Genomic DNA, 13,968 nt, shown 5'->3' on the forward strand with positions numbered 1-13,968 from the left:
GGGCGGGGTTGATCGGGGCGGGCGGTGCGACAGCCGCGGATCCGGCGGGCGGTGCGTTGGCTGCCGCGGGCGGCGGGCGGTGCGGTGGCTGGCGATCCGGCGAGCGGTGCGGTGGCTGCCCCGACCGGCGGACGGTGCGGTGGCCGCCGACTCGGCGAGCGGCGCGTTGGCTTCCGCGACCGGCGAGCGGGCTCGTTCGCTGAGTGCGGCGCCCGGACGCGCGCGGGACGGCTCAGCCGGGCGCGGTCACCGCCAAGTGGGCCACGCAGGAGTCGGGTTCGGCGAACGGCTCCAGGGCGGTGGCCGTCAATGGTGCGCCCAGCTCCGCCAACGCTCCCTGCATCAGGCCCAGATGGAGCGGGCAGACCAACCCGCCCTGCTCCTCGGCGAGTTCGAGGAAGGGGCAGTGCCGCAGGCGGATCCGCTCCGGCGTCCGGCCGGGCTCGCCGCCCGTTCCGTCCTCCCCGTCCGGCCGCGGCGCGAAGCCCAGGCCGTCCAGCAGGGCGAGCAACGCGGTCACCGACCGCTCGGGCGTCGCCGGCTCGTACGGTGGGAGGGGGTCCACCAGGAAGCGGCCCCAGGCCCGGCCCGTCTCCATCGCCTCCGCCCGCGCCGCGGCCGGGTCGGCGGCGGCCCACCGGCTGAGCAGCATACGGGCGAGCAACCGGTAGTCGCGGTGGCCGCCACGGTCCATGCCGGGGCGCACGGTGTAGACGGTGCGGGGCCGGCCCGGTCCCGTGGGTGCCACGGCCCGGCGCTCCACCAGGCCGTCGGCCACGAGGGCGTCCAGGTGGAACCGCACGGTGTTGGGGTGGAGCCCCATCCGCTCGGCGGCCTCGGCGACCCCGAGCGGTGCGGGCGCGGTGCGCAGCACCTCCACCAGCTCCCGGCGGCGCGGGCTCTCCCGCGTGGTCACGTCCGGACACCCCTCTCCCACCTGCGGCCATTTTTCACGAACCCTACATGTATTAATTGTAAAGTGGTCGGACACCGTGGGCAGGGATACGGCAGAGCCGAGGAGAACACCAGATGACGTCGCCGTCCGCGACCGACACCGCAGCAGCAGCCCCTCCGGCGGCGGACCCGCGCGTGCTGTGCGACACCCGGGCGCTGGCCGACACGCCCCCGGCACCGGCCGGGGTGCTGTGGAAGCTGGCGGAGAGCGGTCGGCAGCTCGACGCGAACGTCGTCCGGCTGGCTCCGGGCGGACGGATCACGGCCCACACCGAGGCGCAACTGGACGTGCTGGTCCTGGTCGTCGCCGGGAACGGCACGCTCGGCAACGGCTCCTCGGACGCGGTGGAGGCGCTCACCGAGGGCGCCCTGGTCTGGCTGCCGCACGGCGCCGCCCGCAGCATCACCGCCGGCGAGTTGGGGCTGACCTATCTGACGGTGCACGTCCGGCGCCCCGGCATGCGGATCGGCGCGCGCCCGACGGGCACGGCACCGCTCCAGCGCCCCGGTTCCGCACCGGACCGGGCGGCGGGCTAGGTCGATTCGTTCGGCTCGTCGTGCGCCCGGGAACTGCCGACGGTGGATTCGGCACGCAGGTTCGTCGAGAGAACGCAAGAGAACGCCTCACCCCGAGATCGGCCGGACGTTCGACATCCCGATCGACGGTGACCTCGCCCATGTCACACCGCCTGACGTAGATGCTTCAGAGCGTGGCGCCAGACTGTCGCCGCTGTACTTCGATGAACAGGACTAGCTGCGTCACGGGAGCGAGGCCCCTGGTCCGTTCCGCCCATCACCGCCAGGTCCAAGCCGAACTCCCGGCATGGGAAGAGGAAAACGACATCTCACCGCAGGGCCCACCCCCGCGTTGAACACGCCTTCGCCCGCTTGACGGGCCGTCGAGCGGGGTGGCCCGTCGACGTCAGCGCGCTTTAGATCATTACGGGACAGCCCTTAGGGTGCCTCCGTGAGCACGTTTACCGAAGAGAACGTCCCCGGCCGGCACGGCCCGCACGCCACCACCGAGGCCGACCCGCGCGAGGTCGGCCGGGTGCGCACCGAGTACTCCCCGGCCCATGACGGCGACCCGGACCCCGGGGAGATCGTGTGGACCTGGGTGCCGTTCGAGGAGAACGACGGCCGGGGCAAGGACCGCCCGGTGCTGGTGGTGGCCCGGGAGCCCGCCGGCACCCTGCTCGCCGTACAACTGTCCAGCAAGCGGCACGACGGCGACCGCGAGTGGGTGGCGATCGGCGCCGGACCCTGGGACCGGTCGGGCCGTGATTCGTGGGTGGACGTGGATCGGGTGCTTCGGTTGCACGAGCAGGGGATGCGCCGCGAGGCGTGCGCACTGGACCGCATGCGGTTCAACCTCGTCCGCCAACGCCTGCACGAACGTTACGGCTGGACCTGACCGCGCCGGGCCACGGCACGAGCGTTTCTCCCGGACCCCCCGCTACACCCCCGCCGACTCCGGGAACGCCCGTTCGAACGCCCCCCCGCACCACCGCCCCCGGCGTCCGGTCCAGCACGCCGAACACCACGTGCTCGAATGCCCGAGCGAACCGGCCGTCAGGCCCCAGGAGCGTCCGGAAGGCCCCCGCGACCTGCGCCGGGTCGTTCTGGAAGACGCCGCAGCCCCAGGCGCCGAGCACCAGCCGCCGGTAACCGTGGGCAGCGGCCACCTCCAGGACGCGTCCGGCCCGTACGGCCAGGGCTGCCGGGAGGGCGGCGGCCCGCTCCGGCGCCGTCCGCCGGATCACACCCGCGTTGGGGGCGGCGGCCGTCAGGAAGCCCGCGTGGTACGGCTCGGCGAGCAGCCGGCCCCGGTCGTCGCGGAAGACGGGGACGGCCGGGGAGTGGATCACGCGGTCCGAGTAGAACGGGTCGCGGTCGGCGCGGTGATGGTCATAGAAGGCACGGGCCGTCAGCAGGCAGGTGTACAGCGCGGAGGCGCGGCACAGGGCCTCCTCCTGCGCCTGCGCGCCGTTGAGGTAACCACCGCCGGGATTACGGGCGGAGGCGAAGTTCAGGACGGCGACGGGGGCGTCGGCGAGCCGGCGGGCCGCCTCCAGGCTGCTCTCGCCGCTGACCTCGACCACCAACTCGGTTCCGCTTGCTGGTGTCACCGGCACCGGGGCCGGGCCGTACATCCGGGTGCCCGCCCGCGCGGCCTGCACCGATTCGGCGAGCGACACCTCCCGGCCGTCCGGCGCGCGATATCGGCCCGCGGCCACGATCCGTTCCGTTTCCTCGGCGATCCCGCGCAGGCGCGCGCTCACGGCGCCACCCCCGTGGGCGCCGCGACCGCGGCCCGCGCGGCCTCCCCCGTCGTGCTCACGCACGCATCCTGGGTGATGCTGGTGATGCGGTGCAAAGGAGTTTCCCGCGGCTCCGCGACGGCCCGGGAACACCCAAGGAAACGGAGGTGACGGATCCGGAACGTCCCGGCTGGCACTCTTGTGCGAATCGGTGCGAAGGTCTTGGGTGGGACGAGTGCCACCGGCCCGGACGCGGGGCCCGTGGCATGGTGGAATCTCAGGAGGATCCCGACATGTCTCATACACAGAGCGACGGTGGTGACTGTACGGAGCACCGCACCGCCGTCACCGAGGCCGAGGTGGAGGCCCTGGTCCGGGGCATCTGCTTCAAGACCGGACCGCCCCGCACCCTCGGTGTCGAGCTGGAGTGGCTCGTCCACCCGCTGGAGCTGCCGCAGCTCCCGGTCACACCCGAACGACTCGAAGCGGCCTACGCCACCGTGCGGGCCGTACCCCTGGGATCGGCGCTCACCGTCGAACCCGGCGGCCAGCTGGAGCTGAGCTCGCCGCCCGCCGCCTCCCTGATGGAGTGCGTCGACACCGTCTCCGCCGACCTGGACGCCGTCCGGGCCGTGCTGGCCCAGGACGGTCTCGGCCTCGCGGGCATCGGTCACGATCCCTGGCACCCGCCCCGCAGATTCCTGCGCGAGCCCCGTTACGACGCCATGGAGACCTGCCTGGACCGCACCGGTCCGGCCGGCCGGCACATGATGTGCGCCTCTGCGTCCGTCCAGGTCTGCGTGGACGCCGGACACGAGGAGCCCGGCCCGCTGGGGCACGCCCGGCGCTGGTGGCTGGCGCACCAGCTGGGCGCGGTCCTGGTGGCCGCGTTCGCCAACTCGCCGCTGATCGGCGGTCGCCCCACGGGCTGGCAGTCCGCCCGGCAGCTGATATGGACGGAGATAGGTGCCGGCCGGGCCGGCGCTCCCCCGCCGAACGGCGAGCCGCGGGCCGCCTGGGCCCGGCACGTGCTGGACGCGCCGGTGATGTGCGTGCGCCGGGACAGCGGACCGTGGGAGGTGCCCGAGGGGCTCACCTTCCGGGAGTGGACCCGCTCCGGTTCGCCCCGGCCGCCCACCCGGGCGGACCTCGACTACCACCTCACCACGCTGTTCCCGCCGGTCCGGCCGCGCGGCCATCTGGAGCTGCGGATGATCGACGCCCAGCCCGGCGAGGACGGCTGGATCGTGCCGCTCGCGGTGACGGCGGCGCTGTTCGACGACCCGGAGGCCGCCGAGACCGCCTACCGGACCGTGAAACCACTGGGCGAACGGGCCCTGGACCTGCCCGCCCCGCACAACCCCCTGTGGGTCGACGCGGCCCGGTCCGGGCTCGCCGACCCGGAGCTGCGCGAGGCGGCCGACGTCTGTTTCGCGGCGGCCCTGGACGCGCTGCCCCGGCTCGGCGCCACCGCCCGGGTCATCGACGCCGTGGCCGCGTACCGGGACCGCTATGTCGCCCGGGGCCGCTGCCCGGCCGACGACCTGCTGGACCGGCTGACCGTGACGCCCTCGTCCGGGTCCGGCCCGGCCCGAGGCACCCGCACCGCCCGCGGGAGGAAGGACATCCGTACATGACCGCCCCCGAGACCGACATCGAGACCCAGACGGCCGAGACGGACGCCGAGGCGCTGCGGGAGCGCGCGCTGGCCTCCCTCACCACCGCCCGCGACCGCACCACGCTGCTGACCTCCTGCGTCGACGAACCGGACCTCACCGCCCAGCACTCGCCGCTGATGTCCCCACTGGTGTGGGACCTGGCACACATCGGCAACCAGGAGGAGCTGTGGCTGCTGCGGGCGGTCGGCGGCCGGGAGGCGATGCGGCCCGAGATCGACAGCCTGTACGACGCCTTCGAGCACCCGCGGTCCGAGCGCCCCACCCTGCCGCTGCTGCCGCCCGCCGAGGCCCGCCGGTACGCGGCGGAGGTGCGCGGCCGGGCGCTGGACCTGCTCCAGGCGGCGGACTTCCACGGCACCCGGCTGACCGAGGCCGGCTTCGCCTTCGGCATGATCGCCCAGCACGAACAGCAGCACGACGAGACCATGCTGATCACCCATCAGCTCCGCAAGGGCCCGCAGGCGTTGACCGCCCCGGACCCGGAGCCGGCCCCGCTCTTCACCGGGCCGGCCGAAGTCCTCGTCCCCGGCGGCCCGTTCACCATGGGCACCTCCAGCGAACCCTGGGCGCTGGACAACGAGCGCCCGGCGCACCCGCGCGAGGTGGCGCCGTTCTGGATCGACACGACCCCGGTGACGAACGCGGCGTACCAGGCGTTCATCGAGGACGGCGGCTACGACACCGAGCGCTGGTGGTCGCCGGAGGGCTGGGCGCACATCAGGCAGCACGCCATATCCGCCCCGCTGTTCTGGCGGCGCGACGGCGGCCAGTGGCTGCGGCGCCGGTTCGGGATCACGGAACCGGTCCCGCCCGACGAGCCGGTGCTGCATGTGTGCTGGTACGAGGCGGACGCCTACGCCCGCTGGGCCGGGCGGCGGCTGCCCACCGAGACGGAGTGGGAGAAGGCGGCCCGCTTCGACCCGGCCACCGGCCGCTCGCGGCGCTACCCGTGGGGGGACGCCGACCCGGCGCCGGAACACGCCAACCTGGGCCAGCGGCACCTCAGGCCCGCTCCCGCCGGGAGCTACCCGGCCGGTGCCTCGCCGCTCGGCGTCCGGCAGCTGATCGGTGACGTGTGGGAGTGGACGGCGAGCGACTTCCTGCCGTACCCGGGCTTCCGCGCGTTCCCGTACAAGGAGTATTCGGAGGTGTTCTTCGGGTCCGAGCACAAGGTGCTGCGCGGCGGTTCGTTCGCCGTGGACCCGGTGGCCTGCCGGGGTACCTTCCGCAACTGGGACTATCCGATCCGCCGGCAGATCTTCTCCGGGTTCCGCACCGCCCGCTCGGAGGCGGTCTGATGTGCCGTCACCTCGCCTACCTGGGCCCCGAGGAACCGCTCGGCCGGGTCCTCATGGAGCCCCCGCACAGTCTGTTCCGTCAGTCGTGGGCGCCGCGCCGGCAGCGGCACGGCACGGTCAACGCCGATGGTTTCGGGGTGGGCTGGTACGCCTCGCAGGACCCGGTACCGGCGCGCTACCGGCGGGCCGGGCCGATCTGGGCCGACCTGTCCTTCGCCGACCTGTCCCGGGTGGTGCGCTCGGGCGCCGTGCTCGCGGCCGTCCGGGACGCGACCTTCGCGGGGGCGGACGCCGAGGCCGCCGCGGCGCCGTTCGCGTCCGGGCGGTGGCTGTTCAGTCACAACGGCGCGGTCGCGGGCTGGCCGGACGCGGCGGCGCCCCTGGTGTCCGCGCTGCCGCCGGTCGAGCTGCTCTCGCTCCAGGCCCGTAACGACTCGGCGTTCGTCTGGGCGCTGGTCCTGCACCGGCTGCGCAGCGGCGACGAGGCGGACCAGGCCATGGGAGAAACGGTTCGCCAGCTTGCCTGGGCGGCCCCCGCCTCCCGCCTCAACCTGCTGCTGACCGACGGAGCCACGATCACGGCCACCGCCTGGGGCGACTCGCTCTGGTACCGCACGGAGCCCGGCCGGAGCACGGTCGTCGCCTCCGAGCCGTACGACGACGACCCGCTCTGGCGGGAGGTGCCCGACCGCACCGTGCTCACCGCGAGCCGCGTCGGCGTGCTGCTCGCCCCGCTGGAGGACCCGGCGGCCTCGCCCGCGCTCGGCTCCGCCCGAGCGGGGGCACCCCGATCACCGAAGGAGCCCTGCCGTTGAGCCCCCTGCACGTCACCCGCACGCTCCCCGAGGACGCGACGGACGCCGCGCTGCGCGCCGACGTCCTGCACGGCCTCACCGCCACTCCCAAGTGGCTGCCGCCCAAGTGGTTCTACGACGCCCGCGGCAGCGAGCTGTTCGAGCGGATCACCGAACTGCCCGAGTACTACCCCACGCGCGCCGAACGGGAGATCCTCGCCGCTAGGTCCGGTGAGATCGCCGCCGCCAGCGGTGCCCGCACCCTGGTCGAACTGGGCTCGGGCTCCTCGGAGAAGACCCGCTATCTGATCGACGCGCTCCCCCTCTCGGCGTACGTCCCGGTCGACGTCAGCGAGAGCGCCCTCACCCAGGCCGGCGGGGCCCTGATCGAGGAGCGCCCCGAGCTCGACGTGCACGCGCTGATCGCCGACTTCACCGCCCCGCTGACCCTGCCCGCCACACCGGGGCCCCGGCTGGTGGCCTTCCTCGGCGGCACGATCGGCAACCTGCTGCCCGTCGAACGCGCGGGGTTCCTCGCCTCGGTGCGGGCGCTGCTCGCCCCGGGCGACGGGCTGCTGCTCGGCACGGACCTGGTGAAGGACGAGCGGGTGCTGGTCCGGGCGTACGACGACGCGGCCGGGGTGACGGCCGCGTTCAACAAGAACGTGCTGGCCGTGGTCGACCGCGAACTGGGCGCCGACTTCGACCCGGACGCGTTCGACCACGTGGCCCTCTGGGACGCCGAGCGGGAGTGGATCGAGATGCGGCTGCGCTCCCGTACCGCGCAGACCGTGAAGGTGCCCGCGCTCGATCTCGCCGTGGACTTCGCGGCGGGCGAGGAGCTGCGCACCGAGGTGTCGGCCAAGTTCCGCAAGGAGGGCGTGACCGGAGAACTGGCCGCGGCCGGCCTGGAGCTGACCCACTGGTGGACGGACGCCGAGGGCCGGTTCGCACTGTCGCTGAGCGTGGTGCGGTGAGCCGGGTGCGCCCGGTCAGCCCACGTTCGGGGCGAGCGCCTCGGTGATCTCGCGTGAGGCGCGGCGGGCCTCGGTCGCCGGGTCCGCGCCGCCCAGCACCCGGGTCATGTACTCCTTGATCGGGTTGTCGGCCTCCACGTCGGCCCACTGAGGGGTGTTGGGGGTCGCCCGGCCGTGTGCCGCGCCCGCGGCCATGGCGGCGACCCCCTCCTCGCCCCCGACCGCGTCGGCCAGCGTGGTCTTGTTGGGCACGTAGTTCATGGCGCGGGCGAGCTCGGTGTCCCACTTGGCCCCGGTGAGCGCCCCGACGACGGCGGTGGCGGCGAACTGGTCGTCGGTGTTGCGCGGGACGACCAGGTCCGAGCCGCCGGTGAAGACCGTGCCGGGCCGCCCGGCGGTCCGGCCGGGCACGGGGAAGAAGCCGAGCTTGTCCTTCAGGTCCGGGTTCTGCCGGACGACCGCCTGGGCGAGCCCGGGTACGGCGACGATCTGCGCGACCTTGCCGCCGGCGAACACCCCGGCCTGCGGCGGGTGTTCCTCGTCGGCGTCCACGGGTCCCTCCCCCAGCGCCTGGAGCCGGCGGTAGAAGTCCATGCCGCGCAGCGCGGCCGGGGTGTCCAGGGTGCCCTGCCACTCGTAGTCCTCCTCCCGGGCGAGGTCGCCGCCCTCGTCCCAGATGAAGCCGGAGAGCGTGTACCAGTCCTGCCCGGCGAGGTAGATGCCCTGGTTGCCGCCGGAGTCGAGCTTCTCGGTGGCGGCGAGCCATGCGTCGCGGGTCTTCGGCGGGCTGGTGACGCCGGCCTGCTCGAACAGGTCCTTGCGGTAGATGACGACGCGGTTGGCGGCGTACCACGGGATGCCGTACTGCTTGTTCCCGTCCTTGCCGGGCTCGGCGAGACCGGGCAGCCACTTCTCCTTGCCCCAGTCCCGCATCGACTCCAGGGTCAGGTCCGCGAGCCGGCCGCCGTCCGCGTACAGCGGCACCTGGGTGTTGCCGACCTCGATGACGTCGGGGCCGTCACCGGAGCCGGCCTTGAGCGCGCCGCGGACCTTGTCGACGATGCCGGTCCACTCCTGGATGCGGATGTCCAGCCGCAGGCCCTCGTGGGTGCGTTCGAAGTCCTCGGTGAACCGGCGCAGGAACTCCCCGGAGGCGCTGCCCTTCATCAGCCACACGGTCACCGTCTTGCGGTCGTGGTCGCCGGGGAGCATCCCGCAGCCGCTGACGAGCGAACCGGTGACGCAGATGAGGGCGAGCAGACGACGTCTCACGAGGGGTCCTGTTCTGTCTGGCGGGAGTGCTGGGACAGGGGTGGGGGCCCGACGTGGGGGGACGAGCGCGCGGCTCGTACGGGTGTTCCGGATTTTGGTATGGACCAATGCGGAGGTCAAGGGCCGGACCCCGGCCGGCCCGCGACGCCGTGCGCGCGCAGCGCTGATACGGCACGGTGGAGTACGGCGTGACACGAGAGGAGCACCCGCATGTCGAACCACACCTACCGGGTCACCGAGATCGTCGGCACCTCGCACGAGGGCGTCGACCAGGCCATCCGCAACGGCATCGCCCGCGCCGACCAGACGCTGCGCAACCTGGACTGGTTCGAGGTGACGCAGGTCCGCGGCCAGATCGAGAACGGCCGGATCGAGCACTACCAGGTGGGCCTGAAGGTCGGCTTCCGCCTGGAGGACGGCGACTGAGCCCGTCCGCTCGGGCCCTGTTCAGGTACGTCCTTCCCGCTCCTGCGCCTCGTGCAGTGCGGCCGACTCCGCGGCCCAGCGGGCCCGTACGACGGTGAAACCGGCCCGCTCGGCGTCGTCGCAGACCAGTTCGTCGTCGTCCACGACCACCCGGACCTCCCTGTCCCGGGCGAGCCGGCGCAGGATCTCCAGTTTGGTGAACCGGGCCGGCCTGCGGTCGGCGTCGCGCCGCATGTGCACGCGCCCCTCCGGGAGCCCGTGGGCCGCGAGCCACTCCAGCGTGTCCCGGCGGCACCGCTCGGGGCGGCCGGTGAGGTAGACGACCTCGCAGGCGCGGGCGCTCTCCACGGCCAGCGCCACGCCCTCGGCGATCGGCGGGTCCTGGGGCGCGGCGGCGAAGAACGCGTCCCAGTCCCGCGGCCGGCTCTCCAGGAAGTGCTGGCGGTGAGCGGTGTCGGCAAGCGTGTTGTCCAGGTCGAACACGGCGAGCGGGCGCTTGCTGCTGTCGGTCACACCGACCACCCTAACCAGCCCCCGGCCGGCCGTACGGCGCGTACCGGCGCACCCACCGGGGCCGGCCGCGGGAATCCCGGGCCTGCCACGGCGTTGAACCCTGTTGTGAGCAGCACACTGATCAGCCGGACCCGGTTCTCCGTCCTCGACCGCTCCCGCACCCGAGAGGGCCACCCGCCCGCCGAGGCCCTGCGGGACACCGTCGCGCTGGCGCGCGAGGTGGAGGCGCTCGGCTACCACCGGTTCTGGGTGTCCGAGCACCACGGCGTGCCGGGTGTCGCCGGTTCCGCGCCGACCGTGCTCGCCGCCGCGGTCGCCGCCGCCACCCGCACCATCCGGGTCGGCACGGGCGGGGTCATGCTGCCCAACCACCAGCCCCTGGTCGTCGCCGAGCAGTTCGGGGTGCTGGAGTCGCTGTTCCCGGGCCGTGTCGACATGGGGCTCGGCCGCTCCGTCGGCTTCACGGACGGGGTGCGCAGGGCGCTCGGCCGGGACAAGGGCGACGCGGAGGACTTCGCGGCCCGGCTCGGCGAGTTGCTGGACTGGTTCACGGGCGGCTCGCCGACCGGGGTGCACGCCCGCCCCGCGGAGGGGCTGACCGTGCCGCCGTTCGTGCTGGCCATGGGCGAGGGCGCGCGCATCGCGGCCCGCGCGGGCCTGCCCATGGTCATCGGAGACCTGCGGGGCCGCGAGAAGATGCTGCGCGGCATCGACCAGTACCGCTCCCTGTTCCGCCCCTCCCGCTGGGCGTCCGAGCCGTACGTCGTGATCTCCGGCACGGTGGCGGTCGCCGGCACCGAGGCCGAGGCGCGCCGGCTGCTGGTCCCCGAGGCCTGGGCGATGGCGTACTCCCGCACGCACGGCACCTTCCCGCCGCTCGCCCCCGCCGAGGCGGTCGAGGCCCGCGCGATGACCGCGAAGGAACGGGACCTCTACGCCTCCGGGCTGGCCGGGCACATCGCGGGCACCGCGGACCAGGTCGCCCACGAGCTTGAGACCGTGCTCAAGGAGACGGGCGCCGAGGAGGTACTCGTCACCACCAGCACCTACGACCGTACGGCCCTGCTCGACTCCCACCGGCGGCTCGCCGCGCTCTTCGCGCCGGTCAGGTGACCCGCCCGAGATGCGAACCCGGCCGGGGCCGGTGACCCTGGGAGGGCGAACCCCTAGCGACGAGGAGGGCTGCCATGTCCCTCAAGGACAAGATCAAGGGCATGCTCAAGGGCCGTGAGGGTATGGCCGACAAGGGCATCGACAAGGGCGGCGACTACGTCGACGAGCGCACCGGGAACAAGTACCGGTCGCAGGTCGACACCGGCCAGGACAAACTGCGCGACGAGTTCGGCACCCGGCCGCAGGACCGGGACAACCCTCCGCAGGTCTGACGCACCGGGGCGGTTAGAGTATCCCCTCGATGCACAGCCCCCATGACCCCTACGTCCGCGTCCGCGGCGCCCGCGAGCACAACCTCAAGGGCGTCGACGTGGACATCCCCCGGGACGTCCTCGCCGTCTTCACCGGCGTCTCCGGCTCGGGCAAGTCGTCCCTGGCGTTCGGCACGGTCTACGCCGAGGCGCAGCGGCGGTACTTCGAGTCGGTCGCCCCGTACGCGCGCCGGCTGATCCACCAGGTGGGGGCGCCCAAGGTCGGCGAGATCACCGGGCTGCCGCCCGCGGTCTCGCTCCAGCAGCGCCGCTCCGCCCCCGGCTCGCGCTCCTCGGTGGGCACGGTCACCAACCTCTCCAACTCGCTGCGCATGCTGTTCTCGCGCGCCGGCACCTACCCGCCCGGCGCCGAGCGGCTGGACTCGGACGCGTTCTCGCCGAACACGGCGGCCGGTGCCTGCCCCACGTGCCACGGCCTCGGGCAGGTGCACGAGACCACCGAGGAGCTGCTGGTCCCGGACCCCTCGCTGACCATCCGGGAGGGCGCCGTCGCGGCCTGGCCGGGCGCCTGGCAGGGCAAGAACCTGCGGGACATCCTGGACGCGCTCGGTCACGACGTGGACCGGCCCTGGCGCGAACTGCCCGCCCGTGAGCGCGAGTGGATCCTGTTCACCGACGAGCAGCCGGTGGTCACCGTGCACCCGGTCCGGGACGCCGACCGCATCCAACGGCCGTACCAGGGCACCTACATGAGCGCCCGCCGGTACGTCCTGAAGACCTTCTCCGACACCAAGTCGCCGACCCTGCGGGCGAAGGCGGAGCGCTTCCTGACCAGCGCGCCCTGCCCCGCCTGCGGGGGCAGCCGGCTGCGGCCCGAGGCCCTCGCGGTGACCTTCGGCGGCCGGACCATCGCCGAGCTGGCCGCGCTGCCGCTGACCGACCTCGCGGCACTGCTGGACGGCGGCACCGGGACGCAGACGGCCCGGGTGCTCACGGCCGACCTTATGTCCCGGATCACGCCGGTGGTCGAGCTGGGGCTCGGCTATCTCAGCCTGGACCGGGCCGCCCCCACCCTCTCGGCGGGCGAGCTGCAACGGCTGCGGCTCGCCACGCAGTTGCGCTCCGGGCTGTTCGGTGTGGTGTACGTGCTCGACGAGCCGTCCGCGGGGCTGCACCCGGCGGACACCGAGGCCCTGCTGACCGTGCTGGACCGGCTGAAGGCGGCCGGGAACTCGGTCTTCGTGGTGGAGCACCACCTGGAGGTGGTGCGCGGCGCCGACTGGGTGGTCGACGTGGGCCCCGGCGCGGGCGAGCACGGCGGGCGGGTGCTGTACAGCGGGCCGGTCGCCGAGCTGGCCTCGGTCGAGGAGTCGGCGACGGCCGTGTTCCTCTTCGACGAGTCGCCCGGTCCGCCGCGCCAAGTCCGCCCGGCGCGCGGCTGGTTGACGGTGGGCCCGGTGACCCGGCACAACCTGCGAGAGGTGACGGCACGGTTCCCGCTCGGCGCGTTCACCGCGGTGACCGGTGTCTCCGGCTCCGGGAAGTCCACGCTGATCGGCGAGTTGACGGAGGACCTGGACGGCATCGAGCGGCTGGTCCGGGTCGACCAGAGGCCCATCGGGCGCACCCCGCGCTCCAACCTGGCCACCTACACCGGCCTGTTCGACGTCGTGCGGAAGGTGTTCGCCGGCACCGAGGAGGCACGGGAGCGCGGGTACGGCGTCGGGCGGTTCTCGTTCAACGTGGCCGGTGGGCGCTGCGAGACCTGCCAGGGCGAGGGGTTCGTCAGCGTGGAACTGCTGTTCCTGCCGAGCACCTACGCGCCCTGCCCGGACTGCGGCGGCGCCCGCTACAACCCCGAGACGCTCCAGGTGACGTACCGGGGACGGACCATCGCCGACGTCCTCGACCTGACCGTGGAGGCCGCGGCGGAGTTCTTCGCGGACTCCCCCGCCGCCGCCCGCAGCCTCACCACCCTGCTCGACGTGGGCCTCGGCTATCTGCGGCTCGGCCAGCCGGCGACCGAGCTGTCCGGCGGGGAGGCGCAGCGCATCAAGCTGGCGAGCGAGCTCCAGCGCGGGCGCCGGGGCCACACCCTGTACCTGCTGGACGAACCGACGACCGGTCTGCACCCGGCCGACGTGGAGGTCCTGATGGACCGGTTGCACGGGCTGGTCGACGCCGGGCACACCGTCGTCGTGGTCGAGCACGACATGACGGTGGTGGCGGGCGCGGACTGGGTGATCGACCTGGGCCCGGGCGGGGGCGACCGGGGCGGCCGGATCGTGGCGGCCGGCCCGCCGGACCGGGTGTCCCGCGCCGAGGGCAGCGCGACGGCGCCCTATCTGGCACGGGTCATGCCTTAGGTGTATTGACCCGCAGCGTTGTTCACGCGGCTGATCGGTGGCT

General features: G+C 73.7%; 13 protein-coding genes and 1 pseudogene. 10 read left to right on the forward strand and 4 right to left on the reverse strand.

Annotation, left to right across the window (positions count from 1 at the left end; all coding sequences use genetic code 11):
* Positions 1 to 232: 232 nt before the first annotated feature.
* Entirely contained in the window at positions 233 to 916 is a 684-nt protein-coding gene (locus tag AQJ11_RS09970; protein WP_059262692.1) for a helix-turn-helix transcriptional regulator, read from the reverse strand.
* 113 nt (positions 917 to 1,029) lie between these two features.
* On the opposite strand from AQJ11_RS09970, the gene AQJ11_RS09975 reads away from it, so the two are divergent.
* Positions 1,030 to 1,491, forward strand: coding sequence for a cupin domain-containing protein (locus tag AQJ11_RS09975; RefSeq protein ID WP_059262694.1), 462 nt, complete (start codon positions 1,030 to 1,032; stop codon positions 1,489 to 1,491).
* A gap of 430 nt (positions 1,492 to 1,921) precedes the next feature.
* Positions 1,922 to 2,368, forward strand: a complete 447-nt coding sequence (locus tag AQJ11_RS09980) for a type II toxin-antitoxin system PemK/MazF family toxin (protein WP_059262696.1) — start codon at positions 1,922 to 1,924, stop codon at positions 2,366 to 2,368.
* 42 nt (positions 2,369 to 2,410) lie between these two features.
* Here the strand turns inward: AQJ11_RS09980 and AQJ11_RS09985 are convergent.
* Positions 2,411 to 3,236 (reverse strand): annotated as a pseudogene (locus AQJ11_RS09985) (TIGR02452 family protein).
* Between the two features lie 272 nt (positions 3,237 to 3,508).
* On the opposite strand from AQJ11_RS09985, the gene egtA reads away from it, so the two are divergent.
* Genes egtA through egtD form a run of 4 tightly spaced genes read left to right on the forward strand, consistent with a single transcriptional unit; the run spans position 3,509 to position 7,963 of the window.
* Entirely contained in the window at positions 3,509 to 4,852 is a 1,344-nt protein-coding gene (egtA, locus tag AQJ11_RS09990) for an ergothioneine biosynthesis glutamate--cysteine ligase EgtA (RefSeq protein WP_059262698.1), read from the forward strand.
* Complete coding sequence (gene egtB / locus AQJ11_RS09995; protein WP_014676444.1) at positions 4,849 to 6,192, forward strand: ergothioneine biosynthesis protein EgtB; 1,344 nt, start codon at positions 4,849 to 4,851, stop codon at positions 6,190 to 6,192. Before egtA ends, egtB begins: the two co-directional genes overlap by 4 nt.
* Entirely contained in the window at positions 6,192 to 7,007 is an 816-nt protein-coding gene (egtC, locus tag AQJ11_RS10000; protein ID WP_059262700.1) for an ergothioneine biosynthesis protein EgtC, read from the forward strand. Before egtB ends, egtC begins: the two co-directional genes overlap by 1 nt.
* Positions 7,004 to 7,963 (forward strand): L-histidine N(alpha)-methyltransferase, encoded by a 960-nt coding sequence (gene egtD, locus AQJ11_RS10005; RefSeq protein WP_014676442.1) that lies wholly within the window; start codon positions 7,004 to 7,006, stop codon positions 7,961 to 7,963. The genes egtC and egtD overlap by 4 nt, the downstream gene beginning before the upstream one ends.
* Positions 7,964 to 7,978: 15 nt before the next feature.
* Here the strand turns inward: egtD and AQJ11_RS10010 are convergent, their stop codons facing one another.
* A complete protein-coding gene (locus AQJ11_RS10010) occupies positions 7,979 to 9,235 on the reverse strand; it encodes an extracellular solute-binding protein (protein ID WP_059262701.1) in 1,257 nt (418 codons plus the stop codon).
* 210 nt (positions 9,236 to 9,445) lie between these two features.
* On the opposite strand from AQJ11_RS10010, the gene AQJ11_RS10015 reads away from it, so the two are divergent.
* Positions 9,446 to 9,661, forward strand: coding sequence for a dodecin (locus AQJ11_RS10015; protein ID WP_014676440.1), 216 nt, complete (start codon positions 9,446 to 9,448; stop codon positions 9,659 to 9,661).
* 21 nt (positions 9,662 to 9,682) lie between these two features.
* Here the strand turns inward: AQJ11_RS10015 and AQJ11_RS10020 are convergent, their stop codons facing one another.
* On the reverse strand, positions 9,683 to 10,174 hold the full coding sequence (locus AQJ11_RS10020; RefSeq protein ID WP_014676439.1) for a phosphatase domain-containing protein: 492 nt from the start codon (positions 10,172 to 10,174) through the stop codon (positions 9,683 to 9,685).
* Between the two features lie 105 nt (positions 10,175 to 10,279).
* Between AQJ11_RS10020 and AQJ11_RS10025 the strand changes: the two genes are divergently transcribed.
* The 3 genes from AQJ11_RS10025 (at position 10,280) to AQJ11_RS10035 (ending at position 13,925) form a co-directional block, all read left to right on the forward strand.
* The gene (locus AQJ11_RS10025; protein ID WP_058083079.1) at positions 10,280 to 11,287 is read left to right on the forward strand and encodes an LLM class flavin-dependent oxidoreductase; all 1,008 of its coding nucleotides are present in this window, start codon (positions 10,280 to 10,282) and stop codon (positions 11,285 to 11,287) included.
* Between the two features lie 74 nt (positions 11,288 to 11,361).
* Positions 11,362 to 11,559: an antitoxin gene (locus AQJ11_RS10030; RefSeq protein ID WP_014676437.1), complete on the forward strand. Its 198-nt coding sequence runs from the start codon at positions 11,362 to 11,364 to the stop codon at positions 11,557 to 11,559.
* A gap of 29 nt (positions 11,560 to 11,588) precedes the next feature.
* Positions 11,589 to 13,925 carry an ATP-binding cassette domain-containing protein gene (locus tag AQJ11_RS10035; RefSeq protein ID WP_059262702.1) on the forward strand — a complete coding sequence of 779 codons (2,337 nt, stop codon included), beginning with the start codon at positions 11,589 to 11,591 and terminating at the stop codon, positions 13,923 to 13,925.
* The last annotated feature ends 43 nt before the right edge of the window (positions 13,926 to 13,968 follow it).

The organism is Streptomyces corchorusii, from assembly GCF_001514055.1.
Classification (GTDB): Bacteria; Actinomycetota; Actinomycetes; order Streptomycetales; family Streptomycetaceae; genus Streptomyces; species Streptomyces olivaceoviridis.

Excerpts from the sequence above, each read along its gene's own strand:
- egtC (WP_059262700.1), top strand. The coding sequence starts at position 6,192 with ATGTGCCGTCACCTCGCCTACCTGGGCCCCGAGGAACCGCTCGGCCGG.
- AQJ11_RS10015 (WP_014676440.1), top strand. The coding sequence starts at position 9,446 with ATGTCGAACCACACCTACCGGGTCACCGAGATCGTCGGCACCTCGCAC.
- egtA (WP_059262698.1), top strand. The coding sequence starts at position 3,509 with ATGTCTCATACACAGAGCGACGGTGGTGACTGTACGGAGCACCGCACC.
- AQJ11_RS10035 (WP_059262702.1), top strand. The coding sequence starts at position 11,589 with ATGCACAGCCCCCATGACCCCTACGTCCGCGTCCGCGGCGCCCGCGAG.
- AQJ11_RS10030 (WP_014676437.1), top strand. The coding sequence starts at position 11,362 with ATGTCCCTCAAGGACAAGATCAAGGGCATGCTCAAGGGCCGTGAGGGT.
- egtB (WP_014676444.1), top strand. The coding sequence starts at position 4,849 with ATGACCGCCCCCGAGACCGACATCGAGACCCAGACGGCCGAGACGGAC.
- AQJ11_RS09975 (WP_059262694.1), top strand. The coding sequence starts at position 1,030 with ATGACGTCGCCGTCCGCGACCGACACCGCAGCAGCAGCCCCTCCGGCG.